Below are 23,397 nucleotides of genomic sequence, written 5' to 3'. Positions count from 1 at the left end.
GATCTCAATGTGTGATCACGGCGCTGGACCTGCCTTCACCACCCCCTGAGGCCCTTGGGCGTAGCTCCTTCTCATCCGCAGGAGGCACAGATGTCCCGTCCCCAATCCCAAGCCGAGTACCTGGCTCGGCTCGTACCGCCCTCAGTCGCCGGCATCAACCGACGATCGTTGCTGGCCGGCGCGGCCGGCACGGGCGCGCTGCTCGGCACCGGCCTGCTCGCCGGCTGCGGCGACGACTCCGGCTCCGGGGGGTCCAGCAAGGACGTGTCGCTCGGCTCGAACCAGTCCGACCCGAAGCCCAAGGACGTCCTGGTCAAGGTCACCGACGGCTTCAAGACCTCGTCCGGCGTGCAGGTCGCGGTCAATACGGTCGACCACAACACGTTCCAGGAGAACATCAACAATTACCTACAGGGCAAGCCGGACGACGTGTTCACCTGGTTCGCCGGCTACCGGATGCGCTTCTTCGCGCAGAAGGGCCTGGCCAGCGACATCAGTGACGTGTGGGGCAAGCTCTCCGGCTACTCCGACGCCTTCAAGAAGGCATCCACCGGCGACGACGGCAAACAGTACTTCGTACCGGCGTCGTACTACCCCTGGGCGATGTTCTACCGCAAGTCGGTGTGGCAGCAGTACGGCTACCAGGTGCCCACCACCCTGGACCAGCTCACCGCGCTCACCGCGCAGATGAAGAGGGACGGCCTCACCCCCATCGCCTTCGCCGACAAGGACGGCTGGCCGGCGATGGGCACCTTCGACATCCTCAACCTGCGCATCAACGGCTACCAGTTCCACATCGACCTGATGGCCGGCAAGGAGGCCTGGACCTCCGACAAGGTCAAGAAGGTCTTCGACACCTGGGCCGGCCTGCTCCCCGCGCACCAGCCGGACAGCCTCGGCCGCACCTGGCAGGAGGCCGCGCAGTCGTTGCAGCAGAAGAAGAGCGGCATGTACCTGCTCGGCCTCTTCGTCGGTCAGCAGTTCAGCAACGAGGAGCAGAGCGACCTCGACTTCTTCACCTTCCCCGAGATCGACCCGGCCATCGGCGCCAAGGCGCTCGACGCGCCGATCGACGGCTACATGATGGCCCGCAAGCCCAAGAACGAGGACAACGCCCGCAAGCTGCTGGAGTACTTCGGTGGCAAGGAAGCCGGCGACATCACTGTCAAGAACGACCCGGCCACCCTGGTCGCCAACGGCAGCGCCGACGTCAGCGGCTACACCGCATTGCAGAAGAAGGCCGCCGAGCTGGTCGGGTCGGCCACCGAGATCGCCCAGTTCCTCGACCGGGACACCCGGCCGGACTTCGCCTCGACGGTGATCATCCCGGCGCTCCAGCAGTTCATCAAGGACCCCAAGGACATCGGCGGGCTCACGTCGTCCATCGAAAACCAGAAAAAGTCGATCTTCACTGACTGACGGCGGAAGGGGGAGGACATCGTGTCCGACCTGCCCCTGATCCAAGCGGATCGCGCCGTGCCGCCGCCGGCCACGACCACCTTCACTGGTGGTCGTCGTCGGCGGCTACGGCTCCTGTCCCGCACCGACCGCGTGGTCATCACGCTGATGGTGCTCGTCCCGCTGCTGCTCGTCACCGGGTTCGTCTGGATGCCGGCGGCGGCCACCGTGCTGCTCTCCGGCACCAACTGGGACGGCATCGGCCCCCTCAACGAGATCGAGTTCGTCGGCGCGCGCAACTACAGCGACGTGGTGAACATCTACCCGCCGTTCGTGCCGGCGGTCCAGCACAACCTGCTCTGGCTGGCGGCGCTGTTCGTGGTCGCCACCCCGTTCGGCATGTTCCTGGCCGTGCTGTTGGACAAGGAGTTGCGGGGCAGCCGCTTCTACCAGACCGCGCTCTACCTGCCGGTGGTGCTCTCGCTGGCGCTCATCGGCTTCGTCTGGCAACTGCTCTACTCCCGGGACCAGGGGCTGATCAACGCCGTCTTCGGCAGCAGCATCGACTGGTACGGCGACTCGAACGTCAACATCTGGGCGGTGATGGTCGCCTCCGGGTGGCGGCACGTCGGGTACATCATGTTGCTCTACCTGGCCGGCCTGAAGGGCGTCGATCCATCGCTGCGCGAGGCCGCGGCGGTCGACGGCGCCTCGGAGAGCCGGACGTTCTTCCGGGTCGTGTTCCCGGTCATGCGGCCCATCAACATCATCGTGCTGGTGGTGACCGTGATCGAGTCGCTGCGCGCGTTCGACCTGGTCTGGGTGGTCAACAAGGGCCGCAACGGGTTGGAGCTGATCTCCGCGCTGGTCACCCAGAACGTGGTGGGTGAGGCGAGCCGGATCGGCTTCGGCTCGGCACTGGCAACGATCATGCTGGTCGTCTCGCTGGTCTTCATCACCATCTACCTGGCGACCGTGATGAGGGAGAACCGGGAATGAGCACCGCGACCGCCACCCGGCGTACCGAGGGCGAGGCCGACGCGCCGCCGCGCCGCCGCAAGCTGACCCCGTTACGGATCCTGCTGCACGGCTTCCTCATCGTCGTCTCGCTGGCCTGGCTCTTCCCGATCGCCTGGGCGGTGCTGACCTCGCTGCGCTCGTACGACTACACCGCCGCGAACGGCTACGTCTCCTTCGGCGGCTGGACCTTCGACAACTACGTCACCGCCTGGCGGACGGCGGAGTTCGGGCAGCACTTCATCAACTCGGTGTACATCACCGTGCCGGCGGTGCTGCTGACCCTCTTCCTCGCCTCCTGCGTGGCGTTCGTCATCGCCCGGTTCAGTTGGAAGCTCAACCTCGTCCTACTCGGGATCTTCACCGCGGCCAACCTGCTGCCCCAGCAGGCGCTGCTCATCCCACTGTTCCGGCTGTTCACCGAGGTGCCACTGCCGGAGTTCATGAGTGACTCGGAACTGCTCTACGACAGCTACTGGGGCCTGATCCTGATCAACGTGGCCTTCCAGTGCGGCTTCTGTGTCTTCGTGCTCAGCAACTACATGAAGGCGCTGCCCCGTGACCTGTACGAGGCGGCGATGGTTGACGGGGCGAGCATCTGGCGACAGTACTGGCAGGTCACCATGCCGCTGTGCCGGCCGGCCCTGGCCGCGCTGGCGACGCTGGAGGTGACCTGGATCTACAACGAGTTCTTCTGGGCCACCGTCCTCATGCGCACCGGCGACAAGTTCCCGGTGACCAGCTCGCTCAACAACCTGCGCGGTGAGTTCTTCACCGACAACAACCTGGTCTCGGCGGGCAGCGTGCTCGTCGCGGTCCCCACCCTGGTGATCTTCTTTATGCTCCAGCGGCACTTCGTTCGGGGCCTGACCTTGGGAGCCTCCAAAGGATGACGATCCTGCACCTGCGCCGCGCGCGGACCAGCCTGGTGCTCGACGCGCGCGGCCCGGGGCTGCCCCGGGTCGTGCACTGGGGCGGCGACGTCGGCGGCCTCGACGACGACGGCCTGCGCCAACTCACCGACGCGACAGTACCGCCGGTGGTGCCGAGCAGCTTCGACGAGCCGACAGTGCTGTCGGTGCTGCCGGAGGCGAGCGCCGGCTGGAGTGGACGGCCGGGCCTGGCCGGGCACCGCGACGGGGCCGACTGGTCCACGGCGTTCCGGCTGGACGGTCTCGACGTCGACCAGCCCGCCGACGGACCGGCGCGGGTGACCGTCCGGGCGTCGGACCCGGCCGCCGGGCTGACGGTGGCCATCGAGATCACGCTCGACCCGTACGGCCTGCTGACCGTTCGGCACCGGCTGCGCAACGACGGCGACGGCGCGTACGAGCTGCGGGAGCTGACGCCGGTGCTGCCGGTGCCGGCGGTCGCCACCGAGCTGCTCGACCTGACCGGCCGGTGGTGTCGGGAACGGTCCCCGCAGCGGCACCCGTGGCAGCACGGCGCCTGGGTCCGCGAGGGCCGGCACGGCCGCACCGGGCACGACGCCACTCTGCTGTTGGTGGCCGGCACCACCGGGTTCGGTTTCGGCCACGGCGAGGTCTGGGCGGTGCACACCGCCTGGAGCGGCGACCACGTCACGTTCGCCGAACGTCGGCCCACCGGCGAGTCCACCCTCGGTGGCGGCGAGCTGCTGGCCCCCGGCGAGGTCCGGCTCGACCCCGGTGAGTCGTACGAGACTCCCCTGCTCTACGCGGTCTGGTCCGACGCCGGGCTGGACGGGCTCAGCGACGTGCTGCACACCCACCTCCGGGCCCGCCCCGGGCACCCGCGCTCCCCCCGCCCGGTGACCCTCAACGTCTGGGAGGCGGTCTACTTCGACCACGACCTGGATCGGCTGCGGGCGCTCGCCGACCGGGCCGCGCAGATCGGCGTGGAGCGGTTCGTGCTCGACGACGGCTGGTTCCGCGGCCGGCGCGACGACACCGCCGGCCTCGGCGACTGGTACGTCGACGACGCCGTCTGGCCGGACGGCCTGCAACCGCTGATCGACCACGTCACCGGCCGGGGCCTCCAGTTCGGCCTCTGGGTCGAGCCGGAGATGGTCAACCCCGACTCGGACCTGTTCCGCGCGCACCCCGACTGGGTGCTCGCCGTGCCGGGGCGGCTACCGCCGGCCTGGCGTCACCAGCAGGTGCTCGACCTGGGCCGCCCCGAGGCGTACGACCATGTGCTGGAACGTCTCGACACGCTGCTCACCGACCACCCCGGCATCCGGTACCTCAAGTGGGACCAGAACCGGGACCTCACCGAGGCCGGGCATCACGGCCGCCCGGGGGTGCACGGGCAGACGCTGGCGGTCTACCGGCTCTTCGACGAGTTGCGCGGTCGGCACCCGGGTGTGGAGATCGAGAGCTGCTCGTCCGGCGGTGCCCGGGTGGATCTGGCCATCCTGGCGCGCACCGACCGGGTCTGGGCCAGCGACTGCAACGACGCCCTGGAGCGACTCAGCGTCCAACGCTGGACGGGGCTGCTGCTGCCACCGGAGCTGATCGGCACCCACGTCGGCCCGGAACGCTCGCACACCACCAACCGCGTACACGACCTGGGTTTCCGGGCGGCGACGGCGCTCTTCGGCCACCACGGCATCGAGTGGGACATCGCCTCGATCAGCGCCGCCGAACAGACCGAGCTGGCCGCCTGGGTGGCGCTGCACAAGCGGCTGCGCCCGCTGCTGCACGCTGGTCGGGTGGTCCGGGTCGATCACCCGGATCCGGCCGTCTGGGCGCACGGCGTGGTCGATCACGACAACACCCGAGCGGTGTACGCGGTGGCCCGGCTGACCACCTCGGTGACGCAGGCGCCCGGCGCGGTGCGGCTGCCCGGCCTCGACCCGGGCCGGCGGTACCGGGTGCGACAGGTGTCGGGCGTACCGGCTCCGGCGAGCATCGACCTGTCCCCGCCCACCTGGCTGGCGGGTGGTCTCACCCTCAGCGGGGCGGCGCTGGCCCGGGTGGGTGTGCAGCTGCCCGCCCTGCACCCGGAGCAGAGCCTGGTGCTGGAGGTCGACGCCGTCGACTGAAAAGATTCTGGAGAATCTTCGGCTGGGGTGTCGAGAACGGCGGGGCCTGCCTCTACCTCACTGTGAGAGCACCGACGACGGTGCGCAGGCGTGAGGAGCCAACCATGAAGTACATGCTGCTGATGCAGTTCAGCGCCGCCGGGACCGACTTCCCGAGCATCGACACCTGGACCCAGGACGAGGTCCGGGCGCACATCGCGTTCATGGGCGAGGTAAACGCCAAGCTCACCGCCGCCGGCGAGTGGGTCGACGGGCAGGGCCTCGGCGGCCCGCAGCAGGCCCGGATCGTCCGCGCCGGCGAGGGTGGGGCGCCGGTGGTCACCGAGGGACCGTTCGCCGAGACGAAGGAGTTCCTGGCGGGCTTCTGGATCGTCGACTGCGAGAGCCCGCAGCGGGCCGTGGAGCTGGCCGCGCACATCTCCACGGCGCCCGGACCCGGCGGCCGGCCGCTGAACATGCCGATCGAGGTGCACCCGGTGATGTCCGCCCCGGCACAGGAGCTGTGAGGGCTGAACACCGATCCCCGCATCGAGGACCTGCTGCGCGAGTTGGCGCCGCAGGTCCTCGGCGTGCTGAGCCGCCGCTTCGGTGACTTCGCCACCGCGGAGGACGCGGTGCAGGAGGCACTGCTGGCCGCCGCCACCCAGTGGCCGACCGAGGGGCTACCGGCGAACCCCCGTGGCTGGCTGATCCAGGTCGGCTACCGGCGGATGATCGAGCTGGTCCGCGGTGAGCAGGCCAGACGCCGCCGGGAGGACCTGGTCGCCCGCCAGGATCCGGACGACCAGCGGTACGCGCCAGCCCCGGACGAGGAGTTGACCGCCGAGCGGGACGACACGCTGGTCCTGCTCTTCCTCTGCTGCCACCCGGCGCTCGCGCCGACGTCGGCGGTGGCGCTGACCCTGCGCGCCGTCGGTGGGTTGAGCACCGCCGAGATCGCCCGCGCGTTCCTGGTGCCCGAGGCGACGATGGCGCAGCGGATCAGCCGGGCCAAGCAGCGCATCAGGGCATCCGGGCTGCCGTTCCGGATGCCCGAGCCGGCGGAGCGGGCGGACCGGTTGGTCGCCGTACGACAGGTGCTCTACCTGGTCTTCACCGAGGGACACACCAGCACCACCGGCCCGGACCTGCGCCGCGTCGACCTCGCGGCGGAGGCGATCCGGCTGACCCGCGCACTGCACACGCTGCTGCCGAACGACAGCGAATCGGCCGGGCTGCTGGCGTTGATGCTGCTCACCGAGGCACGCGGCCCGGCGCGGACCGGGTCCTCCGGCGAGCTGATCTCGCTGGCCGATCAGGACCGCAGCCGCTGGGACGCGACGGCGATCGCCGAGGGCGTCGCACTGGTCACCCGGGCCCTGCCGCGCGGGCCGGTCGGTCCGTACCAGGTACAGGCCGCCATCGCCGCCCTGCACGCCGAGGCGTCGAGCACCGAGCAGACCGACTGGCCGCAGATCCTGGCGCTGTACGAGGTGCTGGAACGCTTGGCCGGCAGCCCGGTGGTGGCCCTCAACCGGGCCGTGGCGACGGCCATGGTGCACGGACCGGCCGCCGGCCTGGCCGCCCTCGACGCGTTGGCCCACGACCCGCAGTTGGCCGGACACCACCGGCTGGCCGCCGCCCGCGCCCATCTGCACGAGATGGCCGGTGACCAGGCCCAGGCGATCGTCGACTACCGCATCGCCGCCGCCCGCACGAGCAGCCGACCCGAACAGCTCTACCTGACCATGCGAGCTGCCCGACTGGCCGCCGAGCCCGCAGATCTCCCGTGAAGACAGGGACCAACTGGTCCCGCGCGGCGCGACCCCGGCAGCTTCACCCCCCTGCGGACCTCTTCCGGGCCACTACCGGGGGCGGCAGCACGGGGAACAGCGGCGCGACCCGCCGCGGCGGCGTGGGTGGGTGGTGTGCTGGGCCGGCTTTGGAGCTGATGCCGTAAACGATTCATCCACTGGTCCGGGCGCCGGGCGCACGGCCAGTCCGATGGCGAAGTCTGGTTCGTCAACGGGGTCTGATTCGTGGCGAAGTCCGCTTCGTCGCCACAACCGATTCGTTTGTGACATCAGCTCCAAAGGCGTTCTGTGATAGCTGCCGAGGTCGTACGGACGCCACTTCACGGGCCGTACGGACACCACGCGACGGGTCGGCTCGACGTCGATCGGACGTGGGCGGGCCGGCCGGGCGGGGGCGTCGCCGGCACTAGCTCGGAGCGGTGTTCCTGGGTGAGTCGGTGGGGCTCGCCAAGCTCACCGGCATCGCACTGATCATCGCCGGGGTGGTCATCGTGAACCTGGCCGGGGAGCACTGACCACTACGGTGTCCGGTGGCCGGGTCCGGCGCGGACCCGACCACCGGTCCGACGGTCAGCTCGCCGTGCAGCTCACCACCGGCAGGCTGTTGGTGCCGGTCCAACTGCCGAGGAAGCCGAAGCTGGCGCTGGCACCGGCGGCCAGCCGTCCGTTGTAGTCGGTGTTGCGGGCGGTCACCGTGGTTCCGCTGCTGGTGAGGGCCACATTCCAGGACTGGGTGACGCGCTGGCCGTTGGCGAAGGTCCACCCGGCGGTCCAGCCGGTGATCGCCCTCGCGCCGGCGGTCACCCGTACCTCACCCTGGAAGCCGCCCTGCCACTGGTTGGTCACCGTGAACGTCGCCGTGCAGCCACCGTTCGGCGGGGGCGTCGTCGGTGGCGGCGTCGTCGGGGGTGGGGTGGTCGGCGGAGGCGTCGTCGGCGGTGGGATGCCGCCGAAGACGCTGGCCTCGCGGGAGGTCTGCCGGATGCCGTTGACTCCGTTGAAGAGGCGCTGGCCCCAGTCGGTCAGGCTCGCCGGATTGAAGTTGGTGGCCAGGTCGAGATACTCGACGCCGCCGCCGTTGCCGCTCCACGACCAGCCCAGCCAGCCGATCCCGTTGGCCTGGCTGTAGGCGAGGATGGCGTCCTCGTCCGGGTTGCCGTCGGAGTGGTTGAAGCCGAACTCACCGACCACGATGGGCAGCCCGGCGGTACGGAACCGGCCCAGGTAGTCGCTGATCTCCGCGGCGGTGTCGAACACCCCGTACATGTGGATGGAGAACACGGTGTTGCGGGCCGGGTCGGCGGCGAAGACCGACGCGGCGTTGTCGCGCATGGTGAACGACCAGTCCTGCCCCCAGTTCGGCGCGTCCACCATGATCGTGTGGGTCAACCCGCCGGCCCGCAGGCGCTTGATGGCATTGGCGCTGTCGGTGGCCCACGAGGCGTAGTTCTGGTTGCCGTACGGCTCGTTGCCGATGTTGACGATGACGTACCTCTCCTGGCCGGCGAGGACGTCGGCGAGGCTGAGCCAGTAGTCGACGGCGCGGTCGAGGGTGATCGCGCCGCTCTGCTCGCCGTACCCGGTGGTGTCGTGCACCTCCAGCACGCAGATCAGCCGGTTGGCCTTGCAGAGCGAGATGACGTTGGCGACGTCGGCGTTGGTGTTGCGGGTCCACCGGTCGCCGCTGGAGAGCACCACCCGCACGGTGTTCGCGCCGAGGGCCTTGACGTCGGCGAAGGAGCTGGTCTGCTGCGGGTACCAGGTGTGCGCGTGGTTGACGCCGCGCATGATGAATTCGGCGCCGTTGGCGTCGTACAACTTGCCGCCAGCGACGGAGAAACCAGCCGCGGCGTGCGCCGGCTGGCCGAACGCCAGCACTGTGACGAGCAACGCGAGAAGTGTCGCGCCGGCGGCGGAGAGTCGAGTCTTCATGGCCTTCCTCAGGGAGGACCCCCGGTGCCCGACAGGGGTGGGACGTGACAGGGGAAGGCGGCTGCAGCCCGGCAGCCGCGCCCGGCTCCGGCGCAGGCATCAGCGTAGGACGATGGATTGGTCCCCGCAACCGGTTCAGTAGACGGGCCCGCAGCCCGGACAGCCGCAACGGCCCACGCGGACGCAGGCCGTCACGGGGCGGTCATCCCCACCACAGGATGTGCGCCACACCGGCTCTTAACCGGTTAAGAGCGACGGTAGGCAGGCGGCCGGGATCCGTCAAGCACTACGGCAGCCGAACCGGACGGGAGGGTTGACCGCCGTGCACCGGGGTATCCCGGGAACGATCCGTCAGCGAGAGGGGATACCAGGATGGTCAGCGTCGGCTACACCCTGATGAGCGAGCAGGCCGGGCCCAAGCAGCTGGTGGACCATGCCGTACGGGCCGAGGCGGCTGGTTTCGACCAACTGGTGATGTCCGACCACTACTACCCCTGGCTGGACTCCCAGGGCCACTCCCCGTACGCCTGGTCGGTGCTCGGCGCGGTCGCCCATGCCACCTCCCGCGCGGAGCTGATGTCGTTCGTGACCTGCCCGATCCGCCGCTACCACCCGGCCGTGGTCGCGCAGAAGGCCAGCACCATCGGGGCGCTCTCGGACGGCCGTTTCACCCTCGGCCTGGGCGCCGGGGAGAACCTGAACGAGCACGTGGTCGGCGGCTGGCCACACGTCCAGCAGCGGCACGAGATGTTCGAGGAGGCGTTGCAGATCATCCGCCCGTTGCTCAACGGGGAGACGCTGACCTTCTCCGGCAACCACTTCGACGTGCCCGACGCGTACGTCTGGGACCGCCCGGAACGGCCGGTGCCGATGGCCATCGCCGCGTCCGGTCGACAGTCCGCGACGCTGGCCGCCGAGTACGGCAACGGCCTCATCTCCACCGAACCCGACCGGCACATCATCGAGATGTACGACGACGCCGGGGGCGCCGGCCAGCCGCGCTACGGCCAGGTGGCCATCTGCTACGGCCCCGACGAGGCGGAGTGCCGCAAGATCGTGCACGACCAGTTCCGCTGGTTCGGAATGGGTTGGAAGGTCAACGCCGACCTGCCCGGCCCGGAGTCCTTCGCCGCCGCCACCCAGTTCGTCCGCGAGGAGGACGTCGCCGAGGGCATCTCCTGCGGTCCGGAGGTGGACGCGCACGTCGAGGCGTTCCGCAAGTTCGTCGACGCCGGCTTCACGCACGTGGCGATCATCCAGGTCGGTGGGGAGACGCAGCCGATGTTCCTGGACTGGGCGCAGGAGCAACTGCTGCCCCGGCTGCGCGAGCTGTGAACCGAGGTGCGGCACCTCGGCCGCCCGGATCGACCCGCAGCAGCGCCGTCGGCCGGTTCGGGCCGGCCGAGCTGCGGCTCGCCATGGCCGCGCCCCGGCCGGCCGGCGGGCTGACCAGCGAGTGGCGGGTCGTCGACGGACTACACACCCACACCCGCCGCAGCGCCGACCCGGGGACCGGGGCGCCACCAGTGGTGCTCGTACACGGCCTGGCGGTCTCGCACCGGTATCTCACCCCGCTGGCCGGCGCGCTCGCCGCCACCCATCAGGTGTACGTGCCGGACCTGCCCGGCTTCGGGCTCACCGAACACCCCCGGGGCGCGTACGACGTCCGCCGGCACGCCGACCACCTGGCCGCCTGGCTGGCCGCGTACCGGTTGCCGCCGGTCTGCCTGCTCGGGCACTCGTTCGGCGCGGAGGTGGCCGCCGCGGTCGCCGCGACCCGCCCCGACGCGGTACGCGCGCTGGTGTTGGCCGGGCCGACCAGCGACCCGGCGGCCCGGTCCCGACGGGACCAGTTCGGTCGTTGGCTGGTGGACAGCCTGCGCGAGGCGCCGCTACAGGCCCCGATCCTGGTACGGGACGTCTGGAACGCCCGGCCCTGGCGGGTCCTCGCCACGCTGTCGCACTCGGTCCGCAACGCCATCGAGGTGGACCTCGTCCGGGTCAGCGCGCCGACCGTCGTCGTGACCGGCGGCCGCGACCCGGTCGTGCCGCGACGGTGGCGGGACCAGGCGACACGGCTGGTGCCGCAGGCGGCCCTGGTGGTCGTTCCCGGTGCCGCGCACAACGTGGTCACGACCGCCCCGACTGCCGTCGCGGACGCGATCCGGCACCTGCTCGCCCCTCATCCCGCACTCACGGACAGGTGAACGTCATGCGCTTCGGCAACACGGAGATCCGCCCGCTCGGCGGGGGCCTCGGCTGCCTCCTGATGATCCTCTTCTCGATCGTGGCCTCGGTGGTGCTGACCGTCCTGCTGAATCTGGTGCTCTGAGCCCCGCGCGTCTCAGCCGGGAGACAGCTCCAGCGTGGCGAGCAGCGGATAGTGGTCGGAGGCGGTGGCCGCCGCGCCGTCGCGGATCACCCGACAGTCGTGCGTGCGTCGCGCCACCGCCGGGCTGCCGAGCAGATAATCCAACCGCATCCCGGCGAACTCGGCCCCGCCGAGCCGGGTGGGCACGGTGTGACCGGCGACCTCCGGTGCGTCGACATTGCCCGACGGCCACAGGTCGACAAGGCCGGCGGCGAGCAGCCGGCCGATCGCGCGGGTGTCCACGGCGCCACCGGAGCGACGCAGGTGCCGCCGCCGGTACAGGGTGGGCATGCCGGCCAGGCGGGCGGTGTGGTCGACGGTCGGGTCGAGCGAGTTGAGGTCACCGGTGACCAGCGTCAGCGGCCCCTGGTCACGGCGCATCGCGGCGACCAACCAGTCGACCTCCATCCGCCGCCGACCCCCGGAGTACGGGTAGAGGTGGGTGCCCAGCACTGTGAACGGGCCGGCGGACGTGTCCACCACGACGCGGGCGGCGGCGTGGTGGAACGGACGACGCACCGATCCCGCGTCGACGACCCGGTACGGCGGCCGGACCAGCACCGCCACCGGCTGCCCGAAGCAGGACCGGGCCAGGTGGGGAATCATTCCCACCCGGCCCGCCACGCTGGCCATCAGCCCGTCCCGGTCGAAGCCGCGCAACTCCTGCAGGGCCAACACGTCCGGCGCCTGCTCGTCGACGACCTGGACCACCTGATCCAACCGGTCGAGTCCGCCGCGATCCCGCCCGCCGGTGCGGATGTTCCAGGTCATCACCCGCAGCACGACGGCGGCGCCTAGTCGGCTCGGCCGGCCCGCGCCAGCTCGTCGTCGAGGGTGTCCACGTCCTCCGACTCGATGGCCGGCCGGTTGCCTTCCTTCAGGTCCTCGTTGGGGCGGATCACCAGGTAGAGCAAGCCGATCCAGAGCGCGGAGAGCAGGATCGCGCCCATGAAGTCGGTCGGGTGGTGCATCCCCCGGTACATCCGGGACGTGGCCACCCCGACCGGCATGAGCACTGCCAGCGCCACGAAGATCCAACGCCACCACCGGTCGGTACGCGGGAAGACGATGAGGGTGATCGCCAGCCAGACGCAGATCGTGGCCGCGATGTGCCCGGACGGGAACGACGAGGTGGGCATCTGCCCGTCCAGGTTCTCCACCGGCGGACGTGGCCGGTCGATCGCGCGGGCAGACGCCAGGAAGAGGGTCAACTCCCCCACCATCGCCAGCGCCACGAAGAGCACCGGGCGCCAGCGCCGCCACACCGCCAGCACCAGCGGGCAGAACACCAGCGAGATCAGCAGGATGGCATGGGTGTCACCGAACTTGCTCCACCACCAGCTGACGTCGGTCAGCACCTCGGTGTGCCGCTCGGCGAACCACTGCGGCACCTTCGTGTCGAGGGTGTCGAAGAAGGTGCCCTTGGCGTGGTAGCTGACGTACGTGCCGAAGCCGTACAGCGCCCCGAACACGATCACCCAGCCGACCAGCAGCTCGGCCACCGCCGAGCGGGGATGGGCCAGCACGTGTTCCTCGGCCGGGGCGGGGGCGATGTCGTGCCCCGCCTCCGGCTCCAGGCCCTCGGTCAGCGGCGGCACCGGCCGCCCCCGCTCCCGCCGCCACAGTCGGAAGGCGTACGCGGTGACGCCCAGCCAGGCGGCCCCGAGCAGCCAGGCGGCCAGCACGTCGGAGACGAAGTGCACGCCCAGCGCGATCCGGGTCAGCCCGACCAGTGCCACCAGCACACCGACGCCGACGATGGCCGGCTTGCGCCAGCGGGGCGCCATCGCCGGCAGGAACACCAGCAGCAGCGCTCCGTACGCGACGAACGAGCCGAGCGCGTGCCCGCTCGGGAAGCTGTTGCCGGGCGCGCTGGCGATCGGCACGTCCACTACCGGGCGGAGCCGGCCGACAAGCGTCTTCAGTGACGGGTCCAGGATCAGGCCACCGACCCCCGTGATGATCAGATAGACGGCGAGTCGGGGCTGCCGCCGGATCAGCAACCCGACCACGGCGATGGTGACCAGCCAGATGAGGATCGGTCGGCCGCCCAGGTCCGTCACCGCCTGAAGGACGGTGACCAGCGCGTGGTGCGGGGCGACGAGCCCGTTGAACCACTCGGCGAGCCCGTGGTCGACATCCTGCAACGGGCTCCACTGCACCCGGACGAGCAACAACAGCAGCCCGAAGGCCACCCCGGCACCGGTGACGGCCACCAGACCGGCAATGCTCCGTTCGGCGAAATGACCGATCGGACGGTGCGCCACCTCTTTGACCGCGGTCACCCCGCACCTCCCTTGTGTGTCTGGCGAGGCGCTTTACCCGATCCGCGTCCGTCGTACACGCCGGTGCTGCTAGAGCGCCGACATGTCCCCGGTGTCGTACAGCTCGGCGCGGTCCGGGTCGGGCTCCCACAGATCCGGTTGGGCGGGCTCGCGCGCACCGATGCGCAGCGCCTCCAGTTGGGCGGCGAAGGACAGCCCGCCGAAGAGCGCCATCCCGGTCAGGTTGGCCCAGAGCAGCAGCGCCATCATGCCGGTCAGGGCGCCGTAGGTCTGCCCGAAACCGTCACTGAACCGCACGTACGCGGCGAGCAGCAGGCTGGCCAGCCACCACAGCGCCGTGGCGATGCCGGCACCGAACAACAGCCAGGACAGGCCGGGCTGGTTGCGGCGCGGCGCGTGTCGGAACAGCACGGCCACGGCGACCACGGTCAGCCCGAGACTCAGCGGGAAGCGGATCACGTCCCAGATGCCGTGGGCGAGTTCGCCCCACTCGTAGTGTTCGCGGACCGAGTCGCCCATCGCGCCGCCGCCGACCAGGATCAGGAAGCCGGCGAGCGCGGGCAGGCCGGCGGTGACGGCCAGCACGGCGGCTCGCAGGTACTTGCGCAGCGCCGGGCGGTCCCGCTCGACGCCGTAGATGCGGTTGGCGCCCCGCTCGATCTGGGCCATCGTGGTGGTGAGCGCGAACAGGCCGGTGAGCAGACCGAGGGTGAGCGCCAGCTCCCCGGCGTCCTCGACACGCTCGCCCTCGCCGAGCAGCTCGCCGACCATCTGCGAACTCTGGCCCGGGGTGAGCGCCAGGACGGTGTCGGCGACCACCTGGCCGCCCTCCTCGACGCCCAGCTCGCTGATCAGGCCGGTGAGGGCGATCAGGAACGGCACCACGGCGAGGCAGAGTTGCAGCGCGAAGGCCCGGGAGTGGCTGAACCCGTCGCCGTAGCGGAACCGGATGAACGCGTCCCGCAGCAGGTGCCAACCGCCCTGTCCGCGCAGTGTGTGCCAGGCGTCGTCGGCGGACAGCTCCTCGTCGGCCATCAGCCGGGTCTCCGGCACGATCCGGGTACTACTCACTGCGGGCTTCCTCGATCAGCTGCTCGCCCCGCTCCCCGGCACCTTGCGCGTCGACGGCCAGGTCGGGGGCGTCCTCGGGCTGGGGGACGCAGAGCCAGAGCGCCTGCGGCCGAACCTCCGCCCGCAACTGCCGGCCCGGGGAGATCAGGTCGCCGTCCAACTCCCGAGGTTGCGCCCGGTTGCTGGTGACCACCACCCGCCGGCCCCGGAAGATCTCGAGCTGCGGCACCTGGCCGCTGCGGCGGACCACCGCCCAGCCGAGCGCGAGCCAGTGCCGCAGGTTGCGCGGGGTGAGCACGGCGACATCGAGCCAGCCGTCGTCCGGCTCGGCCTCGGTCAACAGGGTCACGCCGCCCTGCAGCCGGCCGACGTTGGCGATCAGGACCGAACGGGCCCGGCGGCGTAGCGGAGGCCGGTCGTCGATGCGGATCTGCACCCGCATCGGCCGGTCCCGTAGGTGGCGGGCGGCACCCATCACGTACGCCGGCCAGCCGATGCGGGCCTTGGTGGTCTCGTTTGTGGCTTCGAGCATCTGGGCGTCGAAGCCCATGCCGGCCATCACTGTGAAGTACCTGTCCTCGACGGCGCCGACGTCGAGCAGCCGTCGGCCGCGTTCGACGGCGACCTGCAACCCGGCGGCGAGGTCGGTGGAGAGCCCCAGGTTGGCGGCGAGCAGGTTGCCGGTGCCCTGCGGCAGCACGGCGAGGGCCACGTCGGTGCCGACCAACCCGCTGACGCAGGACATCACTGTGCCGTCGCCCCCGCAGGCGAAGACCAGGTCGACGCCGGCCTTGACGGCCTGCTCGGTCTGGCCACGCCCCGGGTCGTCGACTGTCGTCTCGTACCACTGAGGCGCGGGCCAGCCGGCCGCGGTCAGGGCGTCGTCGACGGTACGGCGCAACTCGTCGAGATGGTCGACCTTGACCGGGTTGACCACCACAGCGGAGCGCAACCCGCCGTCGCCGCCCGAGGGCCGCCTGTCCTGTCCAGCATCCACGGCGCCAGTGTGCAGCACCCGGACGGCTTCAGCGACCCGGCGACCGGCGCACGTCGGAAGTGCCACAGACAGGTTTCAACCCGGCCCCACCCGTCAGGCCGCCGCCCGCAGTGCGAGCTCCACCCGCCGGCGCAGATCGTCGAGGTCGACACCGGACTCGGTGAGCACCAACGCGCCCAGCCCGTTGCCCTCCCGGAGCACCCCGAGCAGGATGTGCTCGGTGCCGATGTGCCGGTGGCGCAGCCGCAGGGCCTCCCGCAGGGACAGCTCCAGCACCTTCTTCGAGCGGGGCGAGAACGGGCCGCCGAGGTACCGCCTACGCCCCCAGCGGCGGCGTGGCGCCGGCACCGCCTCCCGTAGCGCGTCCGGGCCGAAGGACTGCTCGATGCGGGCCACGATCGCGGCCAGGTCGATGCCGATCTCCCGCAGCGCTGCGGCGTCCGCGTCGCCGAGGCCCGCGCCGCCGCTGGCGGTGTGCCGGCGGACGCGTTCGCGCAGGTCGTCGGCGCGTACCCCGGCGTCGGCGAGCACCCGGCTGGCCAGCCCGGCCTCGTCGGCGAGCAGGGCGAGCAGCAGGTGCTCGGTGCCCACCGGCCGCTGGCCCTCGACCCGTGCCTCCTCCAGCGCCCGCCGCACCACGTCGCGCGCCCGGTCGGTGAACCGTTCGAACATCACGCCTCCCAGGATGAGTTGACCGCCGGTCGCCCGGCGTGCTTCTTGTGCACTGCCTGCCGGCTGACCTCGAGCGTGTCGGCGATCTCCTGCCAGGACCAACCCTGTCGTCGGGCGTTGTCCACCTGGACCACCTCGAGCCGCTCGAGCAGCCGGCGTAGCGCGCGGACGGCGCGCAGCCCGACCCGGGGGTCGGTGCTGCCGGCTGCCGCCGCGAGTTCTGTCGCCTGACTCATGCCGTCAACATACGTTGACAGCGCGTCTCGTGTCAACCCTGGTTGACGAACGCTTGCCTGTTCCGTCCGCCGCACCCCACCCACCGACTTGACAGCGCTATAGCTAGCCGTTATCCATTAACGATCTAGACGAAGGATGTGCTCCGTGCAGGACGTGGTGCTGGCCATGCTGGCCAAGGAGCCGGCGCACGGATACCAGCTGCGCAGCCGGCTGCGTGCCGCGCTGGGCCCGCTGGGCGAGGCGATGAACGCCGGGCAGATCTACGTGACGCTGACCCGCCTCGGCAAGGCAGGGCTGGTGACCTCGCAGCGGGCCGAGGGCCTACCGGACCGGCCCGAACGCCGGGTGTACGCGCTGACCCCGGAGGGGCAGCAGCGAGTCGCCACCTGGCTGGCCGAAGTGAACTGGCCGAAGCCGGACCTCGCGGAGTTTCACCTCAAGCTGGTCGCTGCCGCGACAGCCCGGCTGGCCGATCCGGTGGCCCTGGTTGACGCCCAGCGGCGTGAGGTGCTGCGCCGGCTGCGCGACGCCCAACGGGCCGCGTTGGAGCGATCGGTGGATCCGGTTGCCGGGCTGCTGCTGGAGGGTGTCGTGCTGCGGCTGCGGGCCGACCTGGAATGGCTGGAGGCGTGCGAACGCCTATGGGCTGAACTTGATCCGACCGGACGGAAGGCGGGGGCGTGACCGGGTCGACGGTATTGCAGGCGCATGGCCTGAGCATGCTTTACGGCGACGAGCACGCGCTGGTCCGCGCGGTCGACGAGGTCGACCTGAACGTGCCGGCCGGGCAGTCGCTGGCGGTGATGGGGCCCAGCGGCTGCGGCAAGTCCACCCTGCTGTACCTGCTCGGCGGGCTGCAACGCCCGACCGGCGGTGAGGTGTGGCTGGCCGACCGTCGGATCGACACGATGAGCGAACGGGCCCTGGCCCGGCTGCGGCGTGACAGCCTCGGGTTCGTCTTCCAGTCGTTCCACCTCATGGACGAGCTCACCGCGGTCGAGAATGTGGAGCTGGCCGCGCTGCTGGCCGGCCATTCACCAGGCAGGGCCCGCAAGCGGGCGATGTATCTGCTGGACCGGGTGGGGCTGGCCGACCGCGCCACGCACCTGCCCTCGGCACTGTCCGGTGGGCAGCGCCAGCGGGTCGCCATCGCCCGCGCGTTGAGCAACGAGCCGCTGGTCGTGCTGGCCGACGAACCCACCGGCAACCTGGACAGCGCCGCCACCCTGGACGTGCTGCGGCTGTTCGAGGAGCTACGCACCGCAGGACAGACCCTCGTGGTGGTCACCCACGACCCCCGCATCGCCGCGGTCGCCGACCGGGTGATCGCCATGCGTGACGGCGCGTTCGTCGACGACAACCGACTTGCCAGCACCGCCACCGGCACCCTCTACGGCGGGCGGAGCTGACATGGCCGGCCGCCTCCTGCTCGTCTGCCGGCTACTGATGCGCGACCTGCGCCGTCGCCGAACCGAAACCGTCCTGCTTCTGACCGCGATCACCGCCGCCACCGCCACACTGACCGTCGGCCTCACCCTCAACGAACTCGCGGACCGGCCGTACCAACAGACCCGGACGGCCACCGCCGGCCCGGACGTGATCGTGACACCCCGGGCCACCGGCCAGGCCGCACTGGACGAACTCGCATCGCTTAGCACCGGGGCCGGCGTCACCGATCACAGCGGCCCCTTCCCGATCGCCTACCTGACGATGACGGCCCACGGCAAGTCCGCGCACACCGTCGTGGCGGGCCGGGACACCGCACCCGCATCGATCGACCGGCCCGCCGTGACCGACGGCACCTGGGTACGCCCCGGCGGCGTGGTCGTCGAGCGCGCCTTCGCCGACGCCCTCGGCATCCGCATCGGCGACACGGTCAACATCGGCGGCCATCCGCTGCGCGTGATCGGGACCGCGGTCACCGCCGCGAGAGCGACGTACCCGTACGCCGGGTGGCACTATCCCGGCAGCGTCCTGGTCGAGCGCGGCGGCCTGGTCTGGGTCGACCACAGCAACATCGCCACGCTCGCCGGCAGCCAGCCCCTGTCGTACACCCTCAACCTCAAACTCGCCGACCCGGCGGCCAGCAGCACATACCCCATCGGCGACCAGCTCACCACCTGGCAGGCGATCAGCTACCTCAACGGTCGGCTGTACAGCGACGCGCAGATCGCCCTGCTCGTCGGCAGCTGGCTGCTCAACGGCCTTGCGCTGGCCGGCGTCGCCGGCATCGTCGCGGGCCGGATCATCGGCCAACGTCGCCGGGTGGGGCTGCTCAAGGCCGTCGGCGCCGGCCCGGCCATGATCGCCGCCGTCCACCTCGCCGAGTACCTCGTGATCGGGCTTGCGGCCGCCGCCGCGGGCTTGGCCGCGGGCTGGTTCGCCGCACCCGCGCTGATCCGCCCCAGCGCCGGGCTCATCGGCTCCGTCAACGCCCAGCCACCTGCGCTACGCATGGTGGTCGCCGTCGTGGTCCTTGCCCTCGCGATCGCTGTGGCGGCGACTCTGGTGCCGGTGTTGCGCGCCGCCACCACCAGCACCGTTCACGCGCTCGCCGACGCCGCAACACCACCGCGGCGTCGGCGGTGGCGCATCTGGCTGTCACGGCGGCTGCCCACCCCCCTGCTGATCGGGGTACGCATCAACGCGCGCCGGCCGCGCCGCGCCCGGCTGGTCACCGTGAACGCCCTGATCACCACAACCACGCTCGTCGGCGTTTTCATGGTCAACAGCCAGGCGGTGCACTTCGACCTCGGCTACACCGAACTCGCCAACCCCCGGGTGGAACGGGGCGAGCAGGCCACGCTCGTGCTCACCGTCGTGCTGTGCATTCTCGCGCTCATCAACGCCGTCGTGAGCGCCTTGGGCGCGGTCCTCGACGCCCGGCAGCCACTGGCCGTCGCGCGGACGCTCGGTGCGACGCCCGCGCAGGCAGGCCTGGGGCTGGCGGTAGCGCAACTGCTTCCAGCCATACCCGGCGTCGCAGTGGGGATCCCGGCCGGCGTCGGGCTCGTTACGTTGGTCAGCACCGGCGAAGTCCAGTACCCACCCGGTTCCTCCCTGCTCGCCACCGCGCTCGGAGTCCTGCTCGCCATCGCCGCGCTCACCGCCATCCCCGCGATGGTTGCCGCACGGCGTCCGGTTGTGGACACACTCAGGTCCGCACCGACCTGACCGGCCGAGCCATCCGATCCCGCCCGCCGCCACGCTCATCCGACTACCCTCGGTCAGGGACAGCTTGGTCGTGCCGGGCGCGACGCCCGGGAGGTGATATCGGATGGCCGCACCCGCCGACGCAGCGGTGCTGGTCGGCCTCGGGTCGGAACTCGACCTCCCGGTCGTCGAACAGGCCGCGCAGGAGGCCGCCGGACACGGCCGGCCGCTGCATCTGCTGCACACCTTCGACTGGCGCGCGGCCTTCGCCGCGGACACCGTCGCCGCACCCCGCGACCAGGCCGAAGAGCTGATCACCCGCGCCGCCCAGCTCGCCCACCAGACCGAGCCGGGGCTGACCGTACGCGGGGAGATCGTCGAGAGCGCCATGCTGCCCACCCTCATCCGCCGCTCGGAGGGCACCTTCCTGCTGGCCGTCGGCGACAGCGGCATGGCGGGCAGCGGCCAGTGCGTTCCGGCCGAGACGACCGCCGTGCAGTTGGCCGCACGCGCCGGCTGCCCCCTGTTGGTGGTCCGACGTGAGCCACCGCCGCAGGGCCCGGTGCTGGTGGGCGTCGACGGCTCGCCCAGCTCCCACCTCGCCCTCCAGTGGGCCGTGCAGTGTGCGGCCCGCCGGGGCGCTCGACTGCTGGCGCTGCGGGTGGTCGAGTACGACGAGGACACCGACGCGGTCGCCGAGCAGCTCACCGAGGCACTGGCCCGGCACACCGGCCGCGACAGCACAGTGCCGACCGAGTGTCGCGTGGTACGCGGCGACCCCGCCGAGGTGCTGATCGACACCTCCCGCAACACGCAGGTGGCGCTGGTCGCCGCCCGCGGCGACGAACCGGGGCGGGCCATGCTGGGCGCGGTCGCCCAGTCCCTGCTCTACCACTCCCCGGCCCCGGTGGTAGTGGTCCGCGGCCTGGCCGAGGCGCCGCTGACCGGGCCCGACGCCCACCCGGCGCGAGACCAACGGCCCTGACCCGGGGCGTCCGCAGCGGCCAGGCTGGACACCGGACGCCCACTCCTACCCGCGAGAGGCAGCATGATGGAGACCGCTCTCGACGTGCACCGCGCCCTCACCGACGACGAGCTGCGCCGGCTGGACGCCTACTGGCGCGCCGCGAACTACCTCACCGTCGGGCAGATCTACCTGCTGGACAATCCGCTGCTGCGCGAGCCGCTGACCCCCGACGACATCAAACCCCGACTGCTCGGGCACTGGGGCACCAGCCCCGGCCTCAACCTGATCTACGCCCACCTCAACCGGGTGATCGTGGCGCGCGACCTCAACGCCATGCTGGTCACCGGCCCCGGTCACGGCGGGCCGGCCATCGTGGCCAACACCTGGCTGGAGGGCACCTGGTCGGAGCGCTACCACGACGTGGCCCGCGACGAGGCCGGGATGTCCCGACTCTTCCGCCAGTTCTCCTTCCCGGGCGGCATCCCCAGCCATGTCGCGGCGGACGTGCCGGGTTCGATCCACGAGGGCGGCGAGCTCGGGTACGCGTTGAGCCACGCCTACGGCGCCGCGTTCGACCACCCGGACCTGCTGGTGGCCTGCGTGATCGGCGACGGCGAGGCGGAGACCGGGCCGCTGGCCGGCAGTTGGCTCTCCGACGTGTTCCTCAACCCGGCGCGCGACGGCGCGGTGCTGCCCATCCTGCACCTCAACGGCTACAAGATCGCCAACCCGACAGTGCTGTCCCGGATCCCCGAGAGCGACCTGCTCGACCTCATGCGCGGATCCGGCTACCAGCCGTACGTGGTGGCCGGTGACGAGCCCGCCCGGGTGCACCGGACCCTCGCCGCGACGCTGGACCGTGTGCTGAGCGAGATCGCCGAGATCCAACGGCGGGCCCGCTCCGGAGGCGTCGTCGAACGCCCCCGCTGGCCGATGATCATTCTGCGCACGCCGAAGGGCTGGACCGGCCCGCGTGAGGTCGACGGCACCCAGGTGGAGGGCACCTACCGCGCCCACCAGGTGCCGCTGTCGAGCGTACGCGACAAGCCGGCGCACCGGGCCGAGCTGGAGCGCTGGCTGCGCAGCTACCGGCCGGAGGAGCTGTTCGACGCGACCGGCGCGCCGGTGGAGGAACTGCTGACGCTGCCGCCGCGCGGTGACCGACGGATGAGCGCCAACCCGGTCACCAACGGCGGCGTGGTGCTGCGCGACCTGACCCTGCCGGACTTCCGCGACTACGGCGTGGAGGTACCCGAACCGGGTACGCCGATCGCCGGCGCGACAGGGGTGCTCGGCCCCTGGATCCGCGATGTCATCAGCGCCAACCCGGAGACGTTCCGGCTGTTCGGCCCGGACGAGGTCGCGTCCAACCGACTGGGTGCGGCGTTCGAGGTGACCGACCGGGCCTGGGTGGCCGCCACAGTGCCCGGCGACGACCACCTCTCCCCGGACGGGCGGGTCATGGAGGTGCTCTCCGAGCACCTGTGCCAGGGCTGGCTGGAGGGCTACCTGCTGACCGGCCGGCACGGCGTGTTCACCAGCTACGAGGCGTTCATCCACATCGTCGACTCGATGCTCAACCAGCACGCCAAGTGGCTGAAGGTGACCCGGGCCATCCCCTGGCGGCAGCCGATCGCCTCGCTGAACTACCTGCTGTCCAGCCACGTCTGGCGGCAGGACCACAACGGCTTCTCCCACCAGGACCCGGGCTTCATCGACCACGTCGTCAACAAGAAGGCCGAGGTGGTGCGGGTCTATCTGCCGCCGGACGCCAACACCCTGCTCGCCACGATGGACCACTGCCTGCGCAGCCGGCACTACATCAACGTGGTGGTGGCCGGTAAGCAGGCCGCCCCGAACTGGCTGACGATGACCGAGGCGATCCAGCACACCCGGCGTGGCCTGGGCATCTGGGAGTGGGCCAGCAACGACGGCGACACCGAACCAGACGTGGTGCTCGCCTGCTGCGGAGACGTGCCCACCCTGGAGACGTTGGCCGCCGTCGAGCTGCTGCGCCAGAACCTGCCGACGTTGAAGGTGCGCCTGGTCAACGTGGTCGACCTGATGCGACTCCAGCCGGACACCGAGCATCCACACGGCCTGACCGACAACGAGTTCGACACCATCTTCACCCAGGACCGGCCGGTCATCTTCGCGTACCACGGCTATCCGTGGCTGATCCACCGACTCACCTACCGCCGCACCAACCACGAGAACCTGCACGTGCGCGGTTACAAGGAGGAGGGCACCACCACCACTCCGTTCGACATGGTGATGCTCAACGACCTGGACCGCTTCCACCTGGTCATCGACGTCATCGACCGGGTGCCCGGGCTGGCCGCCAGCGCCGCGCACCTGCGCCAACGGATGGTCGACGCCCGACAGGCGGCCCGCGACTACACCCGCCAGTACGGCGAGGACGACCCCCAGGTCGCCGAATGGCGCTGGGTCCGCGAAACCGACCCGACCACCCCCTGAA

20 protein-coding genes are annotated in these 23,397 nt (G+C 71.0%); 13 read left to right on the top strand and 7 right to left on the bottom strand.

Translation table 11 applies throughout. The features are described from left to right. Positions 1-90 precede the first annotated feature (90 nt). The 6 genes from ABZ794_RS21140 (at position 91) to ABZ794_RS21115 (ending at position 7,212) form a co-directional block, all read left to right on the top strand. A complete protein-coding gene (locus ABZ794_RS21140) occupies positions 91-1,419 on the top strand; it encodes an ABC transporter substrate-binding protein (protein ID WP_210786646.1) in 1,329 nt (442 codons plus the stop codon). Between the two features lie 21 nt (positions 1,420-1,440). After that, positions 1,441-2,397 (top strand): sugar ABC transporter permease, encoded by a 957-nt coding sequence (locus ABZ794_RS21135; protein ID WP_357517073.1) that lies wholly within the window; start codon positions 1,441-1,443, stop codon positions 2,395-2,397. Then, entirely contained in the window at positions 2,394-3,308 is a 915-nt protein-coding gene (locus tag ABZ794_RS21130; RefSeq protein WP_357517071.1) for a carbohydrate ABC transporter permease, read from the top strand. The genes ABZ794_RS21135 and ABZ794_RS21130 overlap by 4 nt, the downstream gene beginning before the upstream one ends. Then, positions 3,305-5,440, top strand: a complete 2,136-nt coding sequence (locus ABZ794_RS21125; protein ID WP_210786653.1) for an alpha-galactosidase — start codon at positions 3,305-3,307, stop codon at positions 5,438-5,440. The genes ABZ794_RS21130 and ABZ794_RS21125 overlap by 4 nt, the downstream gene beginning before the upstream one ends. A gap of 104 nt (positions 5,441-5,544) precedes the next feature. Further along, a complete protein-coding gene (locus ABZ794_RS21120) occupies positions 5,545-5,946 on the top strand; it encodes a YciI family protein (protein ID WP_210786655.1) in 402 nt (133 codons plus the stop codon). A 3-nt stretch (positions 5,947-5,949) separates the two neighbouring features. Then, positions 5,950-7,212, top strand: a complete 1,263-nt coding sequence (locus ABZ794_RS21115; protein WP_255751213.1) for a sigma-70 family RNA polymerase sigma factor — start codon at positions 5,950-5,952, stop codon at positions 7,210-7,212. A 591-nt stretch (positions 7,213-7,803) separates the two neighbouring features. Here ABZ794_RS21115 and ABZ794_RS21110 read toward each other — a convergent pair. Continuing rightward, the gene (locus tag ABZ794_RS21110) at positions 7,804-9,165 is read right to left on the bottom strand and encodes a cellulase family glycosylhydrolase (protein WP_357517069.1); all 1,362 of its coding nucleotides are present in this window, start codon (positions 9,163-9,165) and stop codon (positions 7,804-7,806) included. A gap of 372 nt (positions 9,166-9,537) precedes the next feature. On the opposite strand from ABZ794_RS21110, the gene ABZ794_RS21105 reads away from it, so the two are divergent. Both ABZ794_RS21105 and ABZ794_RS21100 read left to right on the top strand, forming a co-directional pair. Then, positions 9,538-10,500, top strand: coding sequence for a TIGR03557 family F420-dependent LLM class oxidoreductase (locus tag ABZ794_RS21105; RefSeq protein WP_210786659.1), 963 nt, complete (start codon positions 9,538-9,540; stop codon positions 10,498-10,500). Then, positions 10,497-11,372 carry an alpha/beta fold hydrolase gene (locus ABZ794_RS21100; RefSeq protein ID WP_307850684.1) on the top strand — a complete coding sequence of 292 codons (876 nt, stop codon included), beginning with the start codon at positions 10,497-10,499 and terminating at the stop codon, positions 11,370-11,372. Before ABZ794_RS21105 ends, ABZ794_RS21100 begins: the two co-directional genes overlap by 4 nt. A gap of 137 nt (positions 11,373-11,509) precedes the next feature. Here ABZ794_RS21100 and ABZ794_RS21095 read toward each other — a convergent pair whose 3' ends face one another. From ABZ794_RS21095 to ABZ794_RS21070, 6 genes are all read right to left on the bottom strand, one after another. After that, the gene (locus ABZ794_RS21095) at positions 11,510-12,319 is read right to left on the bottom strand and encodes an endonuclease/exonuclease/phosphatase family protein (RefSeq protein WP_210786660.1); all 810 of its coding nucleotides are present in this window, start codon (positions 12,317-12,319) and stop codon (positions 11,510-11,512) included. A gap of 11 nt (positions 12,320-12,330) precedes the next feature. Beyond that, positions 12,331-13,821 carry a phosphatase PAP2 family protein gene (locus tag ABZ794_RS21090; RefSeq protein WP_210786662.1) on the bottom strand — a complete coding sequence of 497 codons (1,491 nt, stop codon included), beginning with the start codon at positions 13,819-13,821 and terminating at the stop codon, positions 12,331-12,333. Positions 13,822-13,890: 69 nt separating this feature from the next. Further along, positions 13,891-14,892 (bottom strand): YihY/virulence factor BrkB family protein, encoded by a 1,002-nt coding sequence (locus ABZ794_RS21085; protein WP_210786664.1) that lies wholly within the window; start codon positions 14,890-14,892, stop codon positions 13,891-13,893. Next, a complete protein-coding gene (locus ABZ794_RS21080; RefSeq protein WP_307850685.1) occupies positions 14,885-15,889 on the bottom strand; it encodes a diacylglycerol kinase family protein in 1,005 nt (334 codons plus the stop codon). The genes ABZ794_RS21085 and ABZ794_RS21080 overlap by 8 nt, the downstream gene beginning before the upstream one ends. Before the next feature lie 93 nt (positions 15,890-15,982). Next, complete coding sequence (locus tag ABZ794_RS21075; protein WP_210786666.1) at positions 15,983-16,561, bottom strand: Clp protease N-terminal domain-containing protein; 579 nt, start codon at positions 16,559-16,561, stop codon at positions 15,983-15,985. After that, positions 16,561-16,797, bottom strand: coding sequence for an HTH domain-containing protein (locus ABZ794_RS21070; RefSeq protein WP_030336062.1), 237 nt, complete (start codon positions 16,795-16,797; stop codon positions 16,561-16,563). Before ABZ794_RS21070 ends, ABZ794_RS21075 begins: the two co-directional genes overlap by 1 nt. Positions 16,798-16,942: 145 nt before the next feature. Between ABZ794_RS21070 and ABZ794_RS21065 the strand changes: the two genes are divergently transcribed. The 5 genes from ABZ794_RS21065 (at position 16,943) to ABZ794_RS21045 (ending at position 23,396) form a co-directional block, all read left to right on the top strand. Continuing rightward, positions 16,943-17,482, top strand: coding sequence for a PadR family transcriptional regulator (locus ABZ794_RS21065; RefSeq protein ID WP_238690953.1), 540 nt, complete (start codon positions 16,943-16,945; stop codon positions 17,480-17,482). Then, complete coding sequence (locus tag ABZ794_RS21060; protein WP_238690952.1) at positions 17,479-18,207, top strand: ABC transporter ATP-binding protein; 729 nt, start codon at positions 17,479-17,481, stop codon at positions 18,205-18,207. The genes ABZ794_RS21065 and ABZ794_RS21060 overlap by 4 nt, the downstream gene beginning before the upstream one ends. A 1-nt stretch (position 18,208) precedes the next feature. Next, the gene (locus ABZ794_RS21055; RefSeq protein WP_238690951.1) at positions 18,209-19,972 is read left to right on the top strand and encodes an FtsX-like permease family protein; all 1,764 of its coding nucleotides are present in this window, start codon (positions 18,209-18,211) and stop codon (positions 19,970-19,972) included. Positions 19,973-20,075: 103 nt separating this feature from the next. Next, positions 20,076-20,936, top strand: coding sequence for a universal stress protein (locus ABZ794_RS21050; protein WP_210786680.1), 861 nt, complete (start codon positions 20,076-20,078; stop codon positions 20,934-20,936). Between the two features lie 66 nt (positions 20,937-21,002). After that, the gene (locus tag ABZ794_RS21045) at positions 21,003-23,396 is read left to right on the top strand and encodes a phosphoketolase family protein (RefSeq protein WP_210786696.1); all 2,394 of its coding nucleotides are present in this window, start codon (positions 21,003-21,005) and stop codon (positions 23,394-23,396) included. The last annotated feature ends 1 nt before the right edge of the window (position 23,397 follow it).

It is taken from the genome of Micromonospora sp. NPDC047187, assembly GCF_040643355.1.
GTDB classification, from domain to species: Bacteria; Actinomycetota; Actinomycetes; order Mycobacteriales; family Micromonosporaceae; genus Micromonospora; species Micromonospora salmantinae.
This window is presented reverse-complemented; position numbering and strand designations above follow the sequence as displayed.